Origin of the sequence: Clostridium disporicum (assembly GCF_001405015.1) — a bacterium.
GTDB lineage: Bacteria > Bacillota > Clostridia > Clostridiales > Clostridiaceae > Clostridium > Clostridium disporicum_B.
Genome location: NZ_CYZX01000005.1, coordinates 125553 through 147823 on the forward strand (window position 1 = coordinate 125553; position 22271 = coordinate 147823).

Sequence of the window (22271 nt, forward strand, 5' to 3'; positions counted from 1 at the left end):
ATATGAAATGGAGGACTGTTTGCATGGATAATCGCTATGTTGAAAAAAAATACATTAAAGCTTTAAATAAAAACTTACCTTTTTTCCAAGCACTTGCTAGTGATACAAGGTTAAAAATTATATCTTTACTTCAAAATAAAGAAATGTCAATTAAAGAATTAAGCTCTGCTCTTAATATTTCATCTGCTGTAGTTACAAAACATATAAACATATTAGAAGAAGTTGATATTATAGAGTCATACTCTCAACCTGGAGTAAGAGGATTACTTAAATTATGTAAAATAAAAACTAATGAAGTCCAAATTATATTAAATAATAATTATGAAGAGATTAATAAAAACTTTATTGAAATAGATATTCCTATTGGAGCTTATTCTTCTTTCAAAATATCTCCACCTTGTGGCTTATCATTAAAAGATAAATTATTTGGAGTTTTAGATGATCCTAGATATTTTGCTGCACCTAATAGAATTGACTTATCTTTAATATGGTTTACATCTGGATATTTAGAATATCCTATACCTACTTATGATATTAATTTCAACAACTTAGTTGAGATGGAAATTTCTCTAGAGATTTGTTCTGAATTCCCTGGATATAACAACTCTTTTAAGTCAGATATTTATTTTTACTTAAATAACATTCCTTTAGGAAAATGGATAAGTCCTGGTGATTTTGGTGATAGAAAAGGTGTGTTTACACCTAATTGGTGGAATCTTGGAAGTGAATATGGTTTACTAAAAACAATTAAAATAAATAATACTGGAGTATATCTAGATGGTATTAAACTTTCTTCAACACCTTTAAGTGAATTTTTAAAAGAAGATAATGATGCCCTATTATTTAAAATAGAATGCCCTGCTGATACCCATAATCCGGGTGGTATAAATATCTTTGGAAAAAACTTTGGTAATTTTGATCAAAATATTAAAGTTAAATGTCATTATAACAAGTAACCTTATTGTTTTTTACATAATATTTTCAAAAATATACACCCTAGTAAACTCTTACTAGGGTGTAGTAATAATAAAATAATTCTATAGTATATTTTCTCAAGTTAGTTTAAATTATAACTTTCACCAGTAGAAAGACACATCGCACTAACTCCAGTATTAGCTAAATTTGATATAACATTAACTGTTTTATCTTTATTTGAATGGAAAAGGATTATTGTTTTAGCTTTTAGATATTCATTAAACTCAACTACATCTACATCATCAAAGTGAACTTTAAAAATTACATGGCCTTTTTGTAATTTTACTAAATTGTTTTTACAATATTCATCATTAAATATTTCAGCACCTATAGTTCCCTTTGCTGCATGTCCTGTAATTATAACTTTATTTCTACTGTCTTCTTTAAGATGTTCAAAATAGTATTTTCCCTGAACTGCTGTAAGCATTCCGTCTTGAGTTAATATTACAGATGGCTCATCTTTTAAACATACTTCTTCTCTATCTTCCATTGTATCAATACATACAACATTTCCAGAGTCTAAGCTTCCCTCTATATTCTTAACCCAATCTGTCATATCTGATAATTTTTTATAATTATCTATTATTTCTTTATCAACATATAATGGCATGTCTTTTATATTTTCACAAAGGAATTTATATATATCACATCCACGTCCATTTGGAGGTAATGGTAACACAGCCTTTCCCCCTATTGATAAAGTTTCTTTAACTGAATTTAATAATATTTCATACTGCTGAGATTGCTTAAGTATCTTTCCTGCATAGGCACAATTAAGAATTGCTGCATCAACTTCATGTGGTTTATCATTATGTAGAAGCATAGGTTCTGATACTATGTCTCCAGAATAGAATATCTTCTTTCCTTCGACATTTACTATAAACCATATCCCACCTACAACGTGCCCACTACGTCCAACTGTTATCTCTACGCCGTCAATATTATTTAATCCTATATTAAGTGTTTCAAATTCAACCTTTGTTATATCTTCTTCACTAAATGGAATTACTCCATTATTTTCTTTAACAAAGTTTTTCCACTTATTCATAAAGTTTGGTGTTGAATTTGCTGTTGGGCTCGAAGCATATACTTTACCTCTATATCCCATACTATATATTAAAGGCAGTGAAGCACTATGATCTTCATGTGCATGAGATAATAATACAAATCTTAGTTTAGATACTAATTCCTTTGTTAAAACAGGATAATCACCTACACCATTTTCATTAATCTCTCTTTTTACACCACAGTCTAATAAAATGACACCTTCTGACCATTCAATAGCATAGCAGTTACGTCCATTTTCACCACTACCGCCTAATGAATATAATTTAATCATCGTTTCCTCCCGCTTTTCTCAACTTAAGCTCCATATTTCTTTGTATGCCCTAAGTAATCCATTATTGTACTCATAAATTGTGCACCAGTATATCCATTTATGATACCTTTTGCTATTGCTCTTTCACCACATGAAGTACATTCATCAACCCTAACATTAGGTCCCCATAAAAATGCAGGTACTGGATCTGCACTGTGATCTCTAACATGACATGGTGTTGAATGGTCTGCTGCTAAAGCTAAATAAGTATTATCCTTATCTATTTTAGTTAACCAATAAGTAAACATAGCATCTATCTGTTCAACTATTTTAGCTTTCTTTAATGGTTCATTATCATGTCCGCAAAGGTCTGTTCCCTTAATATGAACTATAACTAAATCATGATTTTCAAGTTCATCAAGAACCTTCTGTGCTTTTCCTAAGTAATTTGTATCAAATCCTCCAGTAAAGCTTTCATCTGTTGCATAGTCGAAGTTACACATCTTTCCTATACCAGTTATAGTTTCATCTCCAGCAATTACACTAACCTTTACTTTAGGGAATATACTTTCAATCGGAGGCAGTACCATTGCAGCAGCTGCTCCTCTTGTTATTATAAAGTTTGCTTTGTGTAAGCCCTTCTTTTCTCTTTCTATATTTACAGGATGTTTATCCCAAACCTCTTTTACGTGTAGTTGGAACTTCCAAAGCGCTTCTGCACTCTTTTGATAGTTATTTTCTTGTATAGGACATATCATCTTGCTTCCTTCACAAGCTGTTCCTGGATCAGTATCAACTATATGCCAATCTAAGTCTTCTCCACTCATAACTACAGCTACTCTATGTTCTGTAAGTGAAAGAATCTTAAACGTACATCCATCAACTTCATATCCATCAACAGCTTCTATTAATGCTTTTATATCTTCTTTATCTTTAATACGTCCTGCTCTTCTGTCTATAACTACTAAATCATCATCTACAGTTCCTAAATTTCCACGGAAAGCAACATCACCTTTTTTCATTTCTAATCCAGCACTATAAGCTTCAACAGCTCCACGGCCAGTATAATGTTCATCTGGATTATATCCAAAAAGACATATGTGCCCCCAGTCTGTTCCTACACGGCACCCTGGACGGTATGGATGTACCAGTCCTGTCATACCTTCTTTACATAATAAATCCATAGTTGGCGTATTAGCATACTCTAATGGTGTTAATCCATTTAATTCTGCTATAGGGCGATCTCCTAAACCGTCAGCTATAAGATAAATTCCTTTAGCCTTCCCCATTTTACTTCGCCTCCTTTAATCTTTCCTTTATTACGAATGCTGAAATTCCTATTACAACTACCCATATAGCAACTACTGCTACTGTGCTATTTGTAAATGGTTTCCCAAAAGTAAACTTAAAAGTTGAGCTTCCAGCTACTGCAACTCCGCCATTTAAAGAAAGTGTTCTTTGTCCTGCTTCATTCTCACTTAATGTATACTTTGTTACATTACTTGGAGTCATAACACTTATTGGCTCCATTCCATTAGGAAGGGCTATAGTTAAATTATAAGATTCTATTTTATTTGAGCTCTTGTTAGTAAACTTGTATTCCATTAAAGCTGTTGGTATACCAGTTTCTGGATCATCATTCTCAACTGCATAAAAATCCTTACAGCTAACTTCAGCTATAACATTTACTTCTGTTTCTGGCATTTCTGAGTTTAATGTAAAGTATGAAACACTACCTACTTTAGTAAGTTCTCCATCAACTGCTTGTCCATCTATAGAAGCATTTATTAGTTCTGAATCTTCTACACTTACTGGAATATACACTATACCTTCATCAGAAGTTTTAGCAGTCATTTCTATATTTAAAATAGCATCACTATTTTCTGCTGGTACAAATGACTCGCTATATTTACTAATAGTGAAAGTTTCAACTGAAGCTTCCGCAACAACTGGATATGATATAGCTGCTACAGCTACAGCAAGCGTTACCATGAATTTGCTAATATATTTATTCATAAATGTTCTCCTTATCTCATTTCTTTGTTTTTTTATTAAACAAGACCTATAATACGGAACCATGTGAAGTAACATACTCCATAATTAACCACTTAGCTGTTAAAACTAATAATCCATATACTAATTGATTACTGATAGTAAAGTAGTTTGTACTATAGAATATTAAGTTTGGTTTGCAGTGTGGTGGAAGAGTTATACTATCACAAATAGTTAATGATGCAGGAAGTGCAAATAATAATGGATTAACACCAGCCGCAGTTGCTAAAGTAATAGTAGTTGGAATTAATATAACTGTTCTAACTGTTTTACTTGTAAATACCATATGGCTGAAACTTGCTACAAACATAACTATCATGAATAAAATAAATGGATTCATTCCTGATAAATCAAGAGTACCAAATACCTTATTTAATAAGAATGCCGCAACACCTGATTTATCTAATGCTAGTCCACCAGCGTAAGCTCCACAAGAAAATATCATTAATTCCCATGGAATCTTAGTCTCTTTCCAGTTAAGGAATCCTATATATGGTAAGTAGAATAATACTGCTGAAACAACAGCTACCATTGCTAAGCTTATTTGAACTCCAAATATGTTTGCATGGTATCCATCAGTACACCATAAGAATACTGTAATAGCGAATATAATAAGTGCTTTTATTTCATTCTTAGACATTTTACCTAGATCTTTATATTGCTCAGCAAGAGATTTTTCTTGTCCGCTTTCTGTACTTAAAGATGGTTTTTTTATTTCTAATGGGAATAAAACTTGAGCTATTACGAATGAAGCAATCATAGTTAAAATAGCTATAGGCATACCTGCTATAAACCATTTACCCCATGTTACTTCTATTCCTGCTAAATCCTTTATGTATCCAGCCGCCATTATTTGAGCTGCTGTTGCAGTTAATATACCAGAAGTAGCTATATTGTTAACATGTATTTCTTGAAGCATCATTTGACGTCCAAAATTACTTTCACCTGGTACAGCATTGTATATTTTACAAATCATCATAGTGATTGGTAATAATAATGCAGCACGAGCTGTAGTTGATGGAATTACAAATGCTAATAAGAAATTAACAAATATTAATGATAAAAGTGCACCTTTTGCAGTTTTACCAAATTTAGAAACTACGAATAATGCTAAACGCTTTGCAAATCCTGACTTTTCCATCCCTGAAGTGATAACAAATGCCGATAACATTAACCAAATAACGTCATAACCTAAAACACTAAATATTGAACTTTGATCCCAGCCACCAGTAAGTGCTAATATAACAACAACTAATAAAGCTGAAGCATATGTAGGAATTGCTTGTGAAACCCAAAGTACTAGTGCCATAAGGAATGTTGCTAAAGCAGTCTTCCCTTGGAAAGTCATTCCAATAGGCGTCTTCATTGTTATTATTAAACCAAAAACAAGTAACGCCACTGGAATCCCTAAAATTTTCATCCAGTCACGTTTTGTACTAGATGATTTCGATACAGATGTAGTCTTCATAATATCCTCCCAAATTTTATATAACTTTTTAGTTATGGAATTAATTTAAATTTAAATGTAAAATTTAATATTATTCCTTTAAAATTATATTAAGAAATCGTATTCTAGTCTAATTCCATTATTTACTCACCTTATAACTTTTTGTTATAATAAATAATTATTAATGAATTTAGGAGATATATTTATGAACATAGAAAAACTAAAAAGTTTCTGTAAGGTAGTAGAATATGACAGTTTCTCTAAAGCATCTGAAGAATTATTCTGTAGTCAGCCTGCCATCTCAAAACAGATTAAATCTCTCGAAAAAGAAATCGGTTTCTCACTCTTTGATCGTGATGGTAAAAAGATAACATTAAATTCAAATGGACAAATAGTCTATAAATATGCACAAAGAATTTTAGATGAAATTGCTGAAATGAATAGAGAAATTATAGAAATCAACAGTTCTCTTTCCCCTGTGATTTCCTTTGGGGCAACTAATTTTATTGGAGTACATATAATAACACCTAAAATAAGTAGATTTAAAGAAGCTAATGCTGAAGCATCACTTTCTTTTACAATTGATTTTATACCTAATATTTTAAAAATGCTTCAATTTAATAAATTCTCATTTGCTTTTATATCTGAATCTAATTTACTTAATGATTATCCCGATATAGAAACGGAATTTTTTAGAGATGATGAACTTATACTTGCAGTACCATATAATCATCCTTGGGCTAAAAGACAATACATTAATTTAGATGAGTTAAAGAATGAAACTTTTTTAGTATCCCAGCCTAATTCTGCTGTTAGAAACTTTATAGAAAAGCAACTTTATTCAAAAGGTATAGTTCTTACTAATATCAATAATTTGTATAATATTGAAGGGATAAAACAGTCTATCCTAAGTGGTCATGGTATTTCTATAATTCCTAAAGAGGCAATTATTACTGAACTCAATCATAAATTATTAGTGGAAGTCCCTATAAAAGATTTAACCTTTACTAGAAAATTGTTTATTGCTTACAAAAAAAATAAGCGTTTCACTTCAATGGAGAGAAATTTCATACAGTCGCTATAAAAACAAAAGAGTATTGACATTCCATCAATACTCTTTTTATTATTGAATTTTATAGCTTACTATACTATCATTTTCTGAAATCACATCATGAAACTTTAAATATAAGATTAATTAAATTTACTCATAAATACTATCAGCAGCCAAATTTCTTAAATTAATATACTTAGTTTTAATACAATAAATTAGGTAGTAACAATGATATCTGCGGTATATATGTTATTAATAGCAACGATATCAGCATTGCTATAATAAATGGTATGGACTCCCGTATGAAATCTTCTAACTTACAATCTGTCATTGAACAGCAGGTGAACATCATAGAGCCGAATGGTGGTGTGATTCCTCCAATCATGATATTAACTATAGCTATAAGACCAAAGTGTATTGGGTCTACCCCTAGCTTAGTAACTACCGGCACTAAAAGGGGTGCAATTATTATTAATGCTGCTCCACCTTCTAAGAACATACCTAAAAGTAATAATAATATATTAATTAAAAGTAACATTAAATATTTATTACTTGTTATTCCTAATAATAAACCTGTCAACTGTTGAGGAATCATTTGCCATGTCATATAGTACCCAAATACAGATGCTGCAATAATTATTAATACAACCGTACTTGTTCCATAAACTGTTTCCTTTATTATTGCTGGAATATGAGAAACCTTTAAATTCTTATAAATAAATACTCCTACTATAATACAGTAAACTACAGCTACAGCCCCTGCTTCTGATGGAGTAAATACTCCCATTCTAAGTCCAGCTATAATTCCAAAAGGAAATAATAAAGCCCATATAGAATCTAAGGCTTGTCTTGCTATTTCTCCAAGAGTAGCACGCTTTTCACGGGTTGGCATGTACCCTCTCTTTTTTGCAATTATATTAACTGTAATCATTAATGCTACAGCCATTAAAATTCCTGGAATGTATCCAGCCATAAACATCTTACCAACTGATACACTTGCTATTAAAGCATAAACTATTAAGTTTATTCCCGGAGGTATTACTGGAGTTACCGCTGATGATGCCGCTGTGATAGCAGCTGCAGTAGCTTTTTTATACCCTCTCTTCTCCATTTCTGGAACAAGCATCTTACACTGCATAGCTGCATCAGCATTTGCTGAACCAGATACACCTCCCATTAATACGCTCAAAAGAACATTAACTTGTCCTAATCCACCTTTCATATGCCCAGTTAAAACTTCAGCAAACTTCATAAGTTTTCCACTGATTCCAGCATAGTTCATTATAGAACCAGCTAATATAAAGAAGGGAATTGCTAACAATGGAAATGACTGTGCACTAGTTATAAACTTTTGTAATATTAAATCAACAGGTGCTCCGTGGTCTAGGAATGTAAAATAACTAAGAGTTGCTCCAAATAAAGCATAAGCTATTGGTATTCCTGTGAAATATAATAAGAATACTATTAATATCGGTAAAAATGCCATAATACTTTCCTCCTATGCATTATTTTCTTCTTTAATCTTTTTAAAATCTCTTACTAAAAAAATTATCGAGTACATTGTCATCAATGCAAATCCAATAACTAATGATGAAGAAACATATGCAGACGAAATTCCAAGTACTGCTGTAGGTTTAATATACGAACGACTTATATAAATAACTCCAATGTAAGTAATATATCCATTTAAAAGTATTAATATTAAATCTACTAAAATTACAACTATATTTCTAATTGTCTTTGGTAGCTTGTTTACAATTATATCTACACCTATATGTTGCCCTCTTTTATATGAAGCTGCTGCACCAATGAATACGCTCCATACAAAACATATAGTTGCTACCTCTTCAGACCAATATAAACCCGTTTTCATAAAGTATCTCAAAAATACATTTATAACAACAAGCACAGTTGTTATCATTATAAAAGTACCAGCAATAATTTCTTCAAAATTACTCAATATACGTTTGAATAAAGATTGTTCTTTCATAGTTTCCCCCTTAGTTATCTCTCATCTTTTTTAATTCTTCTTGAAGCATATCGTAAATACCAGGAGTTACTCCATCCATATTTTCATAAACGACCTTAGTTACTTCTGAAAATGCTTCAGTATCCACTTCATTAAATTGAACGCCAAAAGATTCAAGATCTGCTACGGTCTGCTCATATGATTCATTCATTATCTCTATCATTTCCTGTGCTCCATAAGCAAACTCTTCTTCTATAATATTACGGTATTTTTCTGGAATACTATTAAAAAGATCTAAGTTTATATAAGCTCCACAAGTTCCTAGAAAATGCTTAGTTAATGCAACATTCTTTACAACCTCATAACATTTAGTTCCTATATTAGAAAACTCTGAGCCTTCTAATCCATCAACAACCCCTTGTTGTACTGCTGATATTGTTTCCCCGAAAGTTAGGGATGTTGCAGTTGCTCCCATGGCATTTATTGAATCAATAAATAACTTACTTCCAGGTGTACGAAGCTTAACTCCCTTAAGGTCTGCTGGAGTTTCAATAACTTTATTAGTCATTAAGTTTCTAAAACCAAAAATATAATCAAGACCTAATATCTTTATCCCCTTTTCTTCAGCCTTTTTTATCATATCTTGCACAAGCTCTGTTTGTATCATCTCACTATATTCCTCAAAAGAAGTATAAAGCATAGGTCCTACTAAAGCTTTAAAGTCTGGAACATAATCTCCTAAATATGATGGATCTTCAACAGATATAAAATGTGCTCCACGGACAACATATTCAAGGCCATCTTTATATGTAGCTAATTGCCCTTGTGGAAATGTTAAAATTTCAATAGCTCCATCTGTCTTCTCATAAATTCTTTCAGCTATCAAATCCATAGTTTTTGTTAACTGTTCATCTGGTGAGAATACGTGGCTTAGTCTTAAAGTTAATTTGTAGTCTTCATCATTAATGTTTTTGTTTCCACAAGCAGCTAGATTTAACATCATCAATACTGAGATGCTTGATAATACAACCCGTCTCCCTATGCTCCCCCATTTTTTCATTTTGTTTCCCCCTAAGCTAATAATTAATTTGTAATATATAAATATTTTTAACAACAACTATCTTAAGTAGTTATTAACTATTTATTCTTTAGAATTTCTCCTACTATGTCAGGATCATTAGATATTAAAACATCTATTTCCATATCAATAAGCTTCTTATAATCCATAGGTTCTTTACCTAGCCACACATTTACTTCTATCCCTTCATTATGAATAGCTTTGACCTTTTCTCCTGTTAAATAGTATCCAGCTGGGTGGAAGCATTCTATTCCATATGCTTTAGTATATTTTCCTGGTTCAATCATCCAGCAATCTGATAAAAATCCACACTTAATCTCAGAATCTATTTTTTTCATTTTTATAATACTTTCATGATTAAATGACGAAATTATAACTTTTTTATCTAATCCATATTCAACTATTAATTCATATACTTTTTCCTCTAAGTCTTCATAATCATATACACTATTCTTAAGCTCAATATTTGAAATTATTTCCGTATCTTTAACAAGGTCAAAATATTCTCTTAGTAGTGGTATTTTTATGTATCCAAATTGTCCTGTAAATGAAGCTGAAAAATCATACTGTAATAACTCTTCATATGTAAAATCTTTTACACGGCCGCTTCCATTTGAAGTCCTATCTATTGTTTCATCATGTATAATTACAATTTCTCCATCTTTAGTAAGTTGAACATCGAACTCCATTCCATCTACACCAACTTCAATAGCCTTTTCAAATGCTAATAAAGTATTCTCCGGATACTTACTACTGAAACCTCGATGTGCAAAATTTTTAGTCATAATATACCTCCACCCTTTTAATCGTTTACACATTTTCTTGTAATAAAAAAAGAAGAATACAAAAAATAATTATTAAAATTCTTCCCCTTCTTTATTTTAAAATATTTACCATATGAACTTAATTTATCATACCTCATATTCAACTTCAATATATTATTCCAATTTTAGCTATATTTAACCTAATTTTTACATATTTTTCTCTAATTTATTCCTCTCTCATAAAATCTATTATTAATTTTTATAAATAAAGCCAGCGCTAGCTGGCTTTATTCCTTAATTATTAATTAATTTAGACTTCTTGATGCTACAACATCTACCCCTGTTCCTAGAATATCCTTTATTATTATATCTCCAACCTTTATAGGAGCTTTACAGATAACATCATTTATTACTTTTATAGCTTCAAAATTTAAACTTTTAGGTATAGCACCATTAGTTTTCACAGGTAAAACTGGTAGTCTAGCACCTTCTATTTTAACTGTTGAAGTTATTACTCTTACCGGATTAATAACTTCATTCAATCCATATACTTCTCCTCTTTTGCATGTATTACCTGTTACAGTTTTATTATCAGCATCTACAGTTAAGTGACATCCTAAAGGGCATGATATACATATTAATTCCTTTTTCATTATTACGCCTCCTCTAATGATACTACTAAATCTTCAACTACATTTTCTAAAAGACTTTTCTTTAAAATAATCTTTTCCATTTCAGATGGAGCTAAATGCTTACGTTTAAATTCGGCCACTATATTTTCACCTGATCTTACTACTATTTTTTTATCATGATAAATATTATTTACTCTCATAAACATAGTAAGATTATCTTTCATTGAATCCGTACTTATCTTTTGAGGCACTGTGTAATTTATATTTTTACCATTGATAACTTTTAAATAACTACCTCTTTTTAGCTCTCCTTTTATATATTCAGCTGCACATTTTCCAGCTCTATTGGCTTCTTCACTTACAAAATCAACTAAGTCATGAACATGAAGTACATTACCACAAGCAAATACTCCATCAATTGAAGTTTCCATAGATTCACTTACTATTAATCCATTAGTTCTTCTATCACCTTCTATGCCAGCCTTTGATGAAAGTTCATTTTCTGGAATTAATCCAACAGATAATAGAAGTGTATCTACATCAAACTCTATTTCTGTTCCTTTAATTGGAGCTCTATTTTCATCTACTTTAGCTATAATAACTTTTTCTAATCTATCTTTACCTTTTATATCTACAACTGTATGAGATAAATATAACGGTATATCATAATCGTTTAAACATTGAACAATATTTCTGTTTAATCCATTTGAATATGGCATAAGTTCAACTACAGCTTTAACATTAGCTCCTTCAAGTGACATTCTTCTAGCCATTATTAGCCCAATATCACCTGAACCTAATATCAATACCTCTTTACCAGGCATATAACCTTCCATATTTATATATCTTTGAGCAGCTCCTGCAGTTAATACTCCAGAAGGTCTATCCCCTGGTATTGCAATTGCACCTCTAGTTCGCTCTCTGCATCCCATTGCTAATATTATAGCTTTTGCATTAAGAATCATATATCCATCTTCAGTATTTATAGCATGTACAGTTTTATCTTCCTCAATCTCTAAAACCATAGTATCAAGTTTAACTTCTATATTAGTACTCTTAACCATATCTATAAATCTTTCAGCATACTCTGGTCCAGTAAGCTCCTCTTTAAATGTATGAAGTCCAAATCCATTATGGATACATTGATTTAAAATACCACCTAATTCTTTATCTCTTTCTACTATTAATATTTTTTCTATACCTTCTTTATGAGCTTCATAAGCTGCTGCAAGTCCAGCTGGTCCTCCACCTATAACGATTAAATCATATTCCATATCTCCATACCTCCTACTTTGTTTTACCGTAAAGTATTACTGAATCAGATTTTTCTTGAACTATATCTTCCATTTTTATATCTAGCTCTCTTGAAATAATTTCTTGAACTCTTGGCCCGCAGAAGCCTCCTTGACATCTTCCCATCCCTGGTCTACATCTTCTCTTAACTCCATCAATAGAAATTTTTCCAAATCCCCTATGGATTGCATCTATAATTTCCCCTTCTGTTATACTTTCACATCTACAAATTATTCTTCCATATCTTGAATCTTTTTTAATTAATTCAGCCTTCTCTTCTTTTGATAATTCCATAAAGTAAACTTGTTCTCTCTTACCATTAAACTTTAAATTCTTCTCTAAAGTTAATCCTGAATCTTTTAATATATTAACTACATCTTCAGCGATAGCCGGTGCTGAAGTTAATCCTGGAGATTTTATACCAGCTACATCTATAAAGCCTTTTACTTCTTTATCTTCACCTACTATAAAATCACCTGAATCCGATACAGCTCTAAGTCCTGCAAATGTTCTTATACAATCTCTAAAATTAATTTTGTCAGTTGTATTCATTGCTGATTTTTTTATATTAGCTAAACCTTCACTTGTTGTGTTTAATGCTTCTCTATCTTCTCCATCTACGGCATTAGGTCCAACTAATAGATTCCCATGAATAGTTGGAGTTACTAATACACCTTTTCCTAATTTCGATGGACATGGGAAGCAAGTATGACTAACTAAGTTGCCTTGGCTTTTATCCATAACATAATATTCACCTTTTCTTGGCGTAATCTTAAAGCTTTCTTTACAAATCATATTATGTATTCTATCGGAGTAAATACCAGCTGCATTTATTACATATTTAGCTTCTATTTTCTTACCATTTGTAGTTTCTATTACAAAGGTTTCATATTTATTAATTTTCGCTACTTCAGCATCTAAAATAATTTCGCCACCATTTTGAATACCATTTTCAACAAGAGCTATAGTATATTCAAATGGTCCTACTATCCCACCTGTAGGTGCTAGAAGTGCCCCTTTTATATCATGAGATAAGTTAGGCTCTATCTTCAATACCTCTTCTTTAGAAAGAACCTTTAGTCCTTTTACCCCTATTGTACTTCCATTTATATAAAGATTATTTATTGTCTCTAAATCCTCATCATTAAATGCTAATACTAGTGAGCCATTTCTCTTAAAAGGTACTGATAACTCCTTACATAAATCTTCAAACATTTCATTGCCTTTTACATTGTATTTAGCCATTAATGTTCCTATTTTCGGGTCATAACCTGCGTGTATTATTGCTGAATTTGCTTTAGTTGTTCCCATAGAAACATCATTTTCTTTTTCTATTAAAATACTTTTTACATTATACTTGCTTAACTCTCTAAAAATTGATGCTCCCATCACTCCAGCACCTATTATTGCTACATCATACATATAACTCACTCCTCATACTCAAATAAAAAAAGCCAAGCCAAAAACAAGGATTACTAAAACCCTTAGCTTTTGTGCTTGACTCTGTTTCTCTTGCACTTATTCAATATATTTAAATTATAAACCTTTTAGAAATCACTGTCAATTATTCTTCTTCCCATTTTTTAGATCTATCAACAGCTTTTTTCCAACCCTTATACAACTTTCTTCTCATTTCATCATCAAAATTAGGCTCATAGCTTTCACTTACATAAAAATTCTTTGCAATCTCTTCTTTACTTTCCCAATAACCAACTGCAAGTCCTGCTAAATATGCAGCTCCTAATGCAGTCGTTTCAGTTATTATCGGTTTACTAACCTTAGCATCTATAATATCAGCTTGAAATTGCATTAATAAATTATTTTTGCTAGCTCCACCATCAACCTTTAAAGTTTTAAGCTTTAATCCTATATCTTCTTGCATAGCTTCTATTAAATCCTTAGATTGATATGCTATTGATTCTAATGCAGCTCTTATAATATGGTTTTTATTTGCACCTCTAGTTAACCCTAATATAGCACCTCTAGCATACATATCCCAATAAGGTGCTCCAAGTCCAACGAAAGCCGGAACTACATAAACACCACCATTATCATTAACCTTTTTAGCAAAATACTCTGAATCACTAGATTCTGATATTAAACACAGCTCATCTCTCAACCACTGAATTATTGCCCCTCCCATAAATACAGAACCTTCAAGTGCATATTGAATCTTATTATCTATTCCAATAGCTATAGTAGTAATAAGTCCATTTTTACTTTCAACCATCTCTTCACCAGTATTCATAAGTAAGAAGCATCCAGTTCCATAAGTATTTTTAGCATCTCCTTTGTTAAAGCATGCTTGCCCAAACAAAGCAGCTTGTTGATCACCAGCTATACCAGCAATAGGAACTTTAATATCTTTTTTACTTCCTCCTAAATTAGCATATCCATAAACTTCTGATGAATTTCTAACCTCTGGTAGCATACTCATAGGTATTTCTAATCTTTTAGCTATTTTCTCATCCCATTTTAATTCTTTAATATTATATAACATTGTCCTAGATGCATTTGTATAATCAGTTACGTGAACTTCTCCATTAGTAAGCTTCCAAAGTAACCAAGTATCTACAGTACCAAATAAAAGCTTTCCTGCTTCAGCTTTTTCTCTTGAACCTTCTATGTTGTCTAATATCCATTTTATCTTAGTCGCTGAAAAATATGCATCTATAACTAAACCTGTATTTTCTTTAATATATTTATCTAAGCCTTGAGACTTTAACTCTTCACAAATTTTTGCAGTTCTTCTACATTGCCATACTATAGCATTATATATAGGCTCTCCCGTTTCCTTATCCCAAACTATAGTAGTTTCTCTTTGATTTGTTATTCCTATAGCAGCAATTTGCTCTGGCTTTATATTTGTCTTAGCCATAACTTCTTGTAATACTCCATATTGTGATGACCATATCTCCATAGGATTATGCTCAACCCACCCTTCCTTAGGGTATATTTGAGTAAACTCCTTTTGAGCTATACCATATATATTTTGTTCTTTATCAAATATAATTGCCCTTGAACTTGTTGTTCCTTGATCTAAAGCTACAATATACTTTTTCATTTCTCAATCTCCCTACATTCCCCATATTTCTGTTTTACTTGTTGATACGCAAGTTGCTCCTGAATTTAAGGCTAATATAACATCTTCTTTAGTATCTATTAATCCTCCTGAAACTACTGGCTTTCTTGTAAATGTCGAGATATCTTTAACTACTTTAGGTATTACTCCTGGTAATATCTCAATTGCATCACACTCTGAAATAACATGATTTTTGCTATTATTAAGAGATATAGTGTCAAAAACAAAGAAACGTTGAATTGCTACTAATCCATAATTCTTTGCTTGCTTTATTAAATTTCCCTTAGTGCTTATAATTCCATCAAAACTTGTCTCATTCTTAATAAACTTAATTGATATTTCTTTATTGCTTAACCCTTCAACTAAATCTATATGAATTATTCCTATTTTATCTTTTCCCTTTATTTTTTCACTTATTTCTTTTATAGAAATAATATCACCAAATAAAACAAATATTATATCAATATCTGTTTCAATAGCCTCTTCAAGTGATTTCATATCTTTTACTGCTGCTATTACTGGATTACCTTCTAAAACCTTTTTCATTTCAATCATATATTCTCTTCCTTCTCGTTAGTTAAACATTTACATCTTCTTATATACTAACCTCAAATCTTTATATTTTAAATTATAGCCATATATTACATATAACGTCAATGGCTTATCTCTACAATACAAGTGATACTTTTTTAACAATAATTTTATATAAAATATCTAATTTTTAATATTTTCATATAGTTGTTTTAAGTTTTATATTATATACTTAAAAATATAAAATTTTTAAAGGAGTATGCAATTGTTGCATTTTAATATTATGGACAGAAAAATTGTATTTTTTGATATAGACGGAACACTTATTGATGAGAATACGCTTATAATTCCTGAAAGCGCTAAAAAAGCCTTAAAAGAAATGAGATCTAATGGACATCTAGCCTTTATTAATACCGGAAGAACAGCTTGTCAAATTGAATCTCTAAAAAGTAAACTTGAATTTGATGGATTTATTTGTGGATGCGGAACTTATGTTGAATATGAAGATAAAGTTTTACTTCACAAATCTCTTGGGAATGAATTAACTTCTAAATTAGTTAAGGCACTAAAAAAGTATCATATAGATGGTGTTTTAGAAAGTATCGATGGTGTTTATTATGATAATATAGAAGCAATAAGACACCCTGAAGTTTTTAAGGTTCTTAATATTCATAAATCTGAAGGTTCTTATTCGGGTAAGACTTGGTATGAAGATGGGCTAAACGTAGATAAACTTGTAATCTTCTTAAATAATGATAGTGATTTTGATGGATTCTTTAATGAATTTAAAGATGTTTTTGATTTTATTAAAAGAGCTGATGATTTCTATGAATTAGTACCGATTAATTACTCAAAAGCTACTGGAATACAATTTATTATAGAACATTTAGGTATTCCATTTGAAAATACGTACGCTATAGGTGATAGCGCTAATGATTTAACAATGCTTAAATATGTAAACAACAGTATAGCTATGGGAAACTCTAATCCAATATTATTTGATCTTGTTAAATTTGTTACTAAAGATATAAATGATGATGGTATAGAATATGCATTAAAACATTATGAAATGATTTAACTAAAAAAAGTGCGTACTAAGTACGCAAGTGAAAAGTCGGCTACGCCGAAATGAAAAAGCTACTTTGTAGCTGTGAAAAGTCAACTCTGTTGAGATGAAAATGCTATGAAGTAGCAGGGGAAAGTTAATTTAGTTAAGGTGAAAATGCTACTTGTGTAGCAGAGAAAGTGTAACAGATAGATAATTTTCACTATTGCCATAGGCAATCATTTCCCTGTCACGTCAGTGACATTTTCCCTTCAGCTTCAGCTGACTTTTCCCCAAAGTGCTTCGCACTTTATTTAATTAGTTTTTCTATATTAAGTAACTTTTCAGAATCAACCTTCATAGCACCGATATAATATTCTACTCCTTTACTTACAGCGGCAAAATCTCCATGGCCATCTGATCCGCAAGTTATTATCATATCATTATCTTTACAGAATTCTATACAAGTTTCTGTCATTAGTTCACTGTTAGCTGGATAGTAACTTTCTATTCCATCAATCCCCATAGATTTAAATTTATTTAATTTTTCTATTATTTCTTCTTTACTCTTTTCTTTATAATAATTACAAGGATGAGCTAACACTGCATATCCACCTGCCTTATGAACAACACTACAAGCTTCTTCTACTGTAGGAAAATCAAAATGTTCATGTCCACAATTGTATTCTCTATAGTATTTCATTCCATCAAATAAGCCTTCTGTTATTTTCTTATCATATAAATAGTGAATTCCATCCCATCCACCTTTTCTTTTATCATGTTTATATCTAGTGAATTCATCGTAAGATATATCTTCATAATCCTTTTCCATTCTTCTAATAAGCTCAAAACTTGTTTCTAAAAGGGCATTTTGTGCTTTATCTACAAGTGTTATCATTTCATCATTATTATCAAATTTATAGCATGTTACATGTACTACTATATCTTCAAACTTACAATCTAATTCTACTCCTCTTATTAATGTAACACCTAATTCATCAGCTGCTTCCTTAGCTTCCTTATATGAACCAATCTCATCATGATCTGTTATAGCTATCACTTCTATATTTTTTCTTTTTGCTTCTTCAATTATTTCTCTTGGAGACATTGTTCCATCAGAATAATATGAATGCGTATGTAAATCAACTAACATATTTTCCTCCTAAGGTTTTATTTCTATTTGCATTTTATATTTTTTATAATATATTGTCTATAATTAATGTCCTATCCCTAAATATTAAATACTCTTTAATATACTTTAATTAAATGTTTACATAGCCCTTTAGCTCGTATTTTGATACTTTTTAGTAGATTTATTGTTTTCTTTCCTATTGATTTAGGGTATAATAACCAGTAGGAGAAACGTAAATGTAATAGTTTTTAAATTATTACATATTTTATATTATTCTCTATAACTTAAATTGAAATATACGGAGGTATTACCATGTTAGTTTCAGCTAAAGAAATGCTAAACAAAGCAAGAGAAGGAAAATACGCTGTTGGTCAATTCAACATCAACAACTTAGAATGGACAAAAGCTATTTTACTTACAGCTCAAGAAAATAATTCACCAGTAATCTTAGGAGTATCTGAAGGTGCTGGAAAATACATGTGTGGTTACAAAACAATAGTTGGTATGGTTAACGGAATGTTAGAAGAATTAAACATCACTGTACCAGTTGCTTTACACTTAGACCACGGTAGCTACGAAGGATGCTATGCAGCAATGAATGCTGGATTCTCTTCAGTTATGTTCGATGGTTCTCACTATTCAATCGAAGAAAACATAGCTAAAACATCTGAATTAGTTAAAGCTACTGCAGAAAAAGGATTATCTTTAGAAGCAGAAGTTGGATCAATCGGTGGAGAAGAAGACGGAGTTGTTGGTAAAGGTGAAGTTGCTGATGCTCAAGAATGTAAATCAATCGCTGATTTAGGAGTTACTATGTTAGCTGCTGGTATCGGAAACATCCACGGAAAATACCCATCAAACTGGCAAGGACTTGCTTTCGACGCTTTAGAAGAAATCAACAACGCTTGCGGAAACATGCCATTAGTATTACACGGTGGTACTGGTATTCCAGAAGAAATGATAAAGAAAGCTATATCTTTAGGAGTTTCTAAAATCAACGTTAACACTGAATGTCAATTAGCATTCCAAGAAGCTACAAGAGCTTACGTTGAAGCTGGAAAAGATAAAGAAGGAAAAGGATTTGACCCAAGAAAATTATTAAATCCTGGATTCGAAGCTATAAAAGCTACAGTTAAAGAAAAGATGGAACTTTTCGGATCAGTTAACAAAGCTTAATACATTTTATATAAAAATAAAGTGAAGTAAATTAATACTTCACTTTATTTTATTACTTTTTTAATTATCGCTTAAACCTATATCCTATTTCGCTTATCTTATATATCTCTTCGCTATTCAAAGATGCTATTTCTCTAATTAAATATTCTTTAATTAGATTTTTAAATCCATCTATTTCAACTCTTTTCAAAGCTACTTTCTTACTAATTTCAAAAATATTAATAGCTAACAGTATGGCTTCCACTCTTTGCTCTTTTCTATCATAAAGCGCTGTACATGCTAATATTAATCCTGTTAAGATATCTTCAAATTCTTTATCATCTAATAAATTTTCCTCAATGCTAACTGTAAATTCACTATATCCATCTGTAATCCAATAATTCGTATCTTTTATTATTAATATAGTATTATTCTTTCTTGAAAAATCTCTATATTTATCATCCTGTGAACTTAAATAATACTTTTGTCCATCAATCAAAGAAATTACCTCTTCTTTAGTACCTTTTACAATATCGATATCATATCTATTTATAAAGCTTAATATTAAATCTCGATTATCTCTAGATTTATTAATTCCACATAAATCTAAAATTATTTCTTTGCTCTTTTTAGATGATATTAGATATTCTTCTATTTCTATTAAATTCTCACTCTCTAAATGTTCTAAATTTATTAATAATCCATCTATATTAACTTCATCATTTTCTGTTATTTCATATATTAACTTAATGTTATTATTATAGCTTTCTATAGTTTCTCTTATATCATTTATCCTATCTTTGCTAACAATGCATTGTATCACTAGCTCCTTAAACATTCGTAAATTAAAAGCATTAGTAATAGTTTCACTGCTTAGTTTCATTATTTAGTCCTCACCTTATTATCTAGAGTGCAAATCGCCTATTACATCGTATTCGACAAAAAGTTCTTTGGTTCGCTTTTTTAAATGAAATGTAGCTTCAATAGGTACTAAAGTATAAATCTCTTTATTTACAAATAACAAGTTAATATTGATAATATATTTTGTTACTAAATATAAATAACCTATGGTATATATAAATCAAATTACCATAGGCTATTTATATTCTTCTATATTAACTTATTCTTCTCCAAAAACCTTCTTCCTTAATTCAAGCCCTGCTTTAGTAACAGCAACTCCACCCATAGCTGTCTCTCTTAACTCAGATGGAAGACTCTTTCCTACTTTATACATAGCTGAAACTGTATCATCAAAAGGTATCTTTGAATCTACTCCAGCCATAACCATATCTGCTGTACATAATGCACTTATAGCCCCTGCTGCATTTCTTTTCGCACATGGAATTTCTACTAATCCAGCAACTGGGTCACACACAAGTCCCAATACATTTTTTAAAACTATTGCTCCTGCATCTAAACTCATCTTAGGAGTACCACCCATCATTTCAACAACTGCTGCTGATCCCATAGCTGCTGCTGAACCACACTCAGCCTGACAACCACCTTCAGCTCCTGCCAAAGTAGCATTCATTCCTATAATCATTCCGACAGCTGCTGCAGCAAATAATCCTTCAATAAGCTCTTCATCAGTTTTTTCAAGTTTCTCACCAGCTGAAAGAATAACTGCTGGTAAAATACCACATGAACCAGCTGTAGGACAAGCTACAATTCGCCCCATAGCTGCATTTACTTCTGATGAAGATAGCGCCATAGCCATAGCTCTTACAGTAACATCTCCAGTTAATGTATTTCCTTTTCTTAAGTACTTATTTATCTTATATCCATCTCCACCTATAAGTCCACTTACAGAATATATTTTCTTTTCTCTACCTTCATTAGCGCCTTCTCTCATTACCTCAAGATTTTTCGCCATTTTTTCAAATACTTGTTCTCTAGTAAGACCTTTATCTTCCATTTCTAATCTTATTGCATATTCACTTAATGATATATTTTCTTCTTCGCAAATCTTTAAAAGTTCTTCGCCTGATCTTGCTACTATCATTTTTATTCACCGCCCTTAATTGGATTGATTCTAATTACTTTATTAATAGATTCCATTATTTTAATTTCTTCTATAATCTCATCAGTAACTTCATTATCAACATCAAATACCATTGTTGCTTCTTTGCCTTTTTGACTTCTAAAAACTTTCATAAAGGCAATATTTATAGCATGATCGTAAAGTAATTTTGTTACATTAGATACTACTCCCGGTACATCTACATGAGATATTATTATAGTTGGATAAGCACCTGTAAATTCAACTTTTTCGCCATTTACCTCGGATACTTCTATACTTCCTCCTCCTATAGATGATCCTACCATTTCGTATTGTTTTCCTTCTTTACCTGTTATTAAAAATTTAACTGTATTAGGATGTGATTCTCCTAAATCTGTTTCTTTAAAACTTATATCTATACCTTGCTCTCTTGCAATATTTAATGAATCTCTCAATCTTAAATCACTTGGTTCCATGCCTAATATTCCAGCAACTAAGGCTCTATCAGTTCCATGTCCCTTATAAGTCTTACCGAAAGATCCATGTAATAGAAATGTTACTTCTTTAATATCAGCATCTGCAATAGATCTAGCTACTTTTCCAAGTCTTGCAGCTCCTGCAGTATGTGATGATGATGGTCCAACCATTATTGGTCCAAGTATATCAAATACACCAACTGTTTTCATCTCTCTTCTCTCCTTATCTATAGTTCTTTTTATACCATAATCCCATTGTTTAATATTCTTTA

Annotated in this window: 21 protein-coding genes; 4 read left to right on the top strand and 17 right to left on the bottom strand. The window is 31.0% G+C overall.

Annotated elements, in window-relative coordinates:
* Window positions 1-23 precede the first annotated feature (23 nt).
* Window positions 24-956 (top strand): ArsR/SmtB family transcription factor, encoded by a 933-nt coding sequence (locus ARA56_RS04750; RefSeq protein WP_055264507.1) that lies wholly within the window; start codon window positions 24-26, stop codon window positions 954-956.
* Between the two features lie 101 nt (window positions 957-1057).
* Here ARA56_RS04750 and ARA56_RS04755 read toward each other — a convergent pair whose 3' ends face one another.
* The 4 genes from ARA56_RS04755 to ARA56_RS04770 are packed head-to-tail and all read right to left on the bottom strand — an operon-like array spanning window position 1058 to window position 5813.
* Window positions 1058-2314: an MBL fold metallo-hydrolase gene (locus tag ARA56_RS04755; protein WP_055264509.1), complete on the bottom strand. Its 1257-nt coding sequence runs from the start codon at window positions 2312-2314 to the stop codon at window positions 1058-1060.
* A gap of 23 nt (window positions 2315-2337) precedes the next feature.
* Window positions 2338-3582, bottom strand: a complete 1245-nt coding sequence (gene apgM, locus ARA56_RS04760; protein ID WP_055264511.1) for a 2,3-bisphosphoglycerate-independent phosphoglycerate mutase — start codon at window positions 3580-3582, stop codon at window positions 2338-2340.
* 1 nt (window position 3583) lies between these two features.
* Window positions 3584-4309, bottom strand: a complete 726-nt coding sequence (locus tag ARA56_RS04765) for a hypothetical protein (protein WP_055264513.1) — start codon at window positions 4307-4309, stop codon at window positions 3584-3586.
* 46 nt (window positions 4310-4355) lie between these two features.
* On the bottom strand, window positions 4356-5813 hold the full coding sequence (locus ARA56_RS04770; RefSeq protein ID WP_242855877.1) for an SLC13 family permease: 1458 nt from the start codon (window positions 5811-5813) through the stop codon (window positions 4356-4358).
* Between the two features lie 184 nt (window positions 5814-5997).
* Here ARA56_RS04770 and ARA56_RS04775 point away from each other — a divergent pair, with 184 nt between their 5' ends.
* Window positions 5998-6876, top strand: a complete 879-nt coding sequence (locus ARA56_RS04775) for a LysR family transcriptional regulator (RefSeq protein WP_055264515.1) — start codon at window positions 5998-6000, stop codon at window positions 6874-6876.
* A 169-nt stretch (window positions 6877-7045) separates the two neighbouring features.
* On the opposite strand, the gene ARA56_RS04780 is transcribed toward ARA56_RS04775, so the two are convergent.
* From ARA56_RS04780 to ARA56_RS04820, 9 genes are all read right to left on the bottom strand, one after another.
* Window positions 7046-8329, bottom strand: coding sequence for a TRAP transporter large permease (locus ARA56_RS04780; RefSeq protein ID WP_055264517.1), 1284 nt, complete (start codon window positions 8327-8329; stop codon window positions 7046-7048).
* Between the two features lie 12 nt (window positions 8330-8341).
* The gene (locus ARA56_RS04785) at window positions 8342-8833 is read right to left on the bottom strand and encodes a TRAP transporter small permease (RefSeq protein ID WP_055264519.1); all 492 of its coding nucleotides are present in this window, start codon (window positions 8831-8833) and stop codon (window positions 8342-8344) included.
* 10 nt (window positions 8834-8843) lie between these two features.
* Window positions 8844-9872, bottom strand: a complete 1029-nt coding sequence (locus ARA56_RS04790; RefSeq protein ID WP_055264520.1) for a C4-dicarboxylate TRAP transporter substrate-binding protein — start codon at window positions 9870-9872, stop codon at window positions 8844-8846.
* A gap of 77 nt (window positions 9873-9949) precedes the next feature.
* On the bottom strand, window positions 9950-10675 hold the full coding sequence (locus tag ARA56_RS04795; RefSeq protein ID WP_055264521.1) for a glycerophosphodiester phosphodiesterase: 726 nt from the start codon (window positions 10673-10675) through the stop codon (window positions 9950-9952).
* A 284-nt stretch (window positions 10676-10959) separates the two neighbouring features.
* Window positions 10960-11307, bottom strand: a complete 348-nt coding sequence (locus ARA56_RS04800) for a DUF1667 domain-containing protein (RefSeq protein WP_055264522.1) — start codon at window positions 11305-11307, stop codon at window positions 10960-10962.
* Window positions 11308-11309: 2 nt separating this feature from the next.
* Window positions 11310-12560: an NAD(P)/FAD-dependent oxidoreductase gene (locus tag ARA56_RS04805; protein WP_055264523.1), complete on the bottom strand. Its 1251-nt coding sequence runs from the start codon at window positions 12558-12560 to the stop codon at window positions 11310-11312.
* A gap of 13 nt (window positions 12561-12573) precedes the next feature.
* A complete protein-coding gene (locus tag ARA56_RS04810) occupies window positions 12574-14001 on the bottom strand; it encodes an NAD(P)/FAD-dependent oxidoreductase (RefSeq protein WP_055264524.1) in 1428 nt (475 codons plus the stop codon).
* A 142-nt stretch (window positions 14002-14143) separates the two neighbouring features.
* A complete protein-coding gene (glpK, locus tag ARA56_RS04815) occupies window positions 14144-15643 on the bottom strand; it encodes a glycerol kinase GlpK (RefSeq protein ID WP_055264525.1) in 1500 nt (499 codons plus the stop codon).
* Window positions 15644-15655: 12 nt separating this feature from the next.
* Window positions 15656-16216 (bottom strand): glycerol-3-phosphate responsive antiterminator, encoded by a 561-nt coding sequence (locus tag ARA56_RS04820; protein WP_055264526.1) that lies wholly within the window; start codon window positions 16214-16216, stop codon window positions 15656-15658.
* Window positions 16217-16475: 259 nt separating this feature from the next.
* Here ARA56_RS04820 and ARA56_RS04825 point away from each other — a divergent pair, with 259 nt between their 5' ends.
* Window positions 16476-17270: an HAD family hydrolase gene (locus ARA56_RS04825; RefSeq protein ID WP_055264551.1), complete on the top strand. Its 795-nt coding sequence runs from the start codon at window positions 16476-16478 to the stop codon at window positions 17268-17270.
* Between the two features lie 277 nt (window positions 17271-17547).
* On the opposite strand, the gene ARA56_RS04830 is transcribed toward ARA56_RS04825, so the two are convergent.
* Entirely contained in the window at window positions 17548-18390 is an 843-nt protein-coding gene (locus ARA56_RS04830; protein ID WP_055264527.1) for a PHP domain-containing protein, read from the bottom strand.
* 291 nt (window positions 18391-18681) lie between these two features.
* On the opposite strand from ARA56_RS04830, the gene fba reads away from it, so the two are divergent.
* Window positions 18682-19545, top strand: coding sequence for a class II fructose-1,6-bisphosphate aldolase (fba, locus tag ARA56_RS04835; protein ID WP_055264528.1), 864 nt, complete (start codon window positions 18682-18684; stop codon window positions 19543-19545).
* A gap of 64 nt (window positions 19546-19609) precedes the next feature.
* On the opposite strand, the gene ARA56_RS04840 is transcribed toward fba, so the two are convergent.
* The 3 genes from ARA56_RS04840 to sdaAB form a co-directional block, all read right to left on the bottom strand.
* Window positions 19610-20407 (bottom strand): carbohydrate kinase family protein, encoded by a 798-nt coding sequence (locus ARA56_RS04840; protein WP_055264529.1) that lies wholly within the window; start codon window positions 20405-20407, stop codon window positions 19610-19612.
* 237 nt (window positions 20408-20644) lie between these two features.
* Window positions 20645-21523 carry an L-serine ammonia-lyase, iron-sulfur-dependent, subunit alpha gene (gene sdaAA / locus ARA56_RS04845; RefSeq protein ID WP_055264552.1) on the bottom strand — a complete coding sequence of 293 codons (879 nt, stop codon included), beginning with the start codon at window positions 21521-21523 and terminating at the stop codon, window positions 20645-20647.
* 5 nt (window positions 21524-21528) lie between these two features.
* Entirely contained in the window at window positions 21529-22209 is a 681-nt protein-coding gene (sdaAB, locus tag ARA56_RS04850; protein WP_055264530.1) for an L-serine ammonia-lyase, iron-sulfur-dependent subunit beta, read from the bottom strand.
* Window positions 22210-22271: the final 62 nt, after the last annotated feature.

Bases quoted from the DNA above. Each gene is read 5' to 3' on its own strand.
- ARA56_RS04750 (WP_055264507.1), top strand. From the start codon at position 24: ATGGATAATCGCTATGTTGAAAAAAAATACATTAAAGCTTTAAATAAA.
- ARA56_RS04755 (WP_055264509.1), bottom strand. From the start codon at position 2,314: ATGATTAAATTATATTCATTAGGCGGTAGTGGTGAAAATGGACGTAAC.
- apgM (WP_055264511.1), bottom strand. From the start codon at position 3,582: ATGGGGAAGGCTAAAGGAATTTATCTTATAGCTGACGGTTTAGGAGAT.
- ARA56_RS04765 (WP_055264513.1), bottom strand. From the start codon at position 4,309: ATGAATAAATATATTAGCAAATTCATGGTAACGCTTGCTGTAGCTGTA.
- ARA56_RS04770 (WP_242855877.1), bottom strand. From the start codon at position 5,813: ATGAAGACTACATCTGTATCGAAATCATCTAGTACAAAACGTGACTGG.
- ARA56_RS04775 (WP_055264515.1), top strand. From the start codon at position 5,998: ATGAACATAGAAAAACTAAAAAGTTTCTGTAAGGTAGTAGAATATGAC.
- ARA56_RS04780 (WP_055264517.1), bottom strand. From the start codon at position 8,329: ATGGCATTTTTACCGATATTAATAGTATTCTTATTATATTTCACAGGA.
- ARA56_RS04785 (WP_055264519.1), bottom strand. From the start codon at position 8,833: ATGAAAGAACAATCTTTATTCAAACGTATATTGAGTAATTTTGAAGAA.
- ARA56_RS04790 (WP_055264520.1), bottom strand. From the start codon at position 9,872: ATGAAAAAATGGGGGAGCATAGGGAGACGGGTTGTATTATCAAGCATC.
- ARA56_RS04795 (WP_055264521.1), bottom strand. From the start codon at position 10,675: ATGACTAAAAATTTTGCACATCGAGGTTTCAGTAGTAAGTATCCGGAG.
- ARA56_RS04800 (WP_055264522.1), bottom strand. From the start codon at position 11,307: ATGAAAAAGGAATTAATATGTATATCATGCCCTTTAGGATGTCACTTA.
- ARA56_RS04805 (WP_055264523.1), bottom strand. From the start codon at position 12,560: ATGGAATATGATTTAATCGTTATAGGTGGAGGACCAGCTGGACTTGCA.
- ARA56_RS04810 (WP_055264524.1), bottom strand. From the start codon at position 14,001: ATGTATGATGTAGCAATAATAGGTGCTGGAGTGATGGGAGCATCAATT.
- glpK (WP_055264525.1), bottom strand. From the start codon at position 15,643: ATGAAAAAGTATATTGTAGCTTTAGATCAAGGAACAACAAGTTCAAGG.
- ARA56_RS04820 (WP_055264526.1), bottom strand. From the start codon at position 16,216: ATGATTGAAATGAAAAAGGTTTTAGAAGGTAATCCAGTAATAGCAGCA.
- ARA56_RS04825 (WP_055264551.1), top strand. From the start codon at position 16,476: ATGGACAGAAAAATTGTATTTTTTGATATAGACGGAACACTTATTGAT.
- ARA56_RS04830 (WP_055264527.1), bottom strand. From the start codon at position 18,390: ATGTTAGTTGATTTACATACGCATTCATATTATTCTGATGGAACAATG.
- fba (WP_055264528.1), top strand. From the start codon at position 18,682: ATGTTAGTTTCAGCTAAAGAAATGCTAAACAAAGCAAGAGAAGGAAAA.
- ARA56_RS04840 (WP_055264529.1), bottom strand. From the start codon at position 20,407: ATGAAACTAAGCAGTGAAACTATTACTAATGCTTTTAATTTACGAATG.
- sdaAB (WP_055264530.1), bottom strand. From the start codon at position 22,209: ATGAAAACAGTTGGTGTATTTGATATACTTGGACCAATAATGGTTGGA.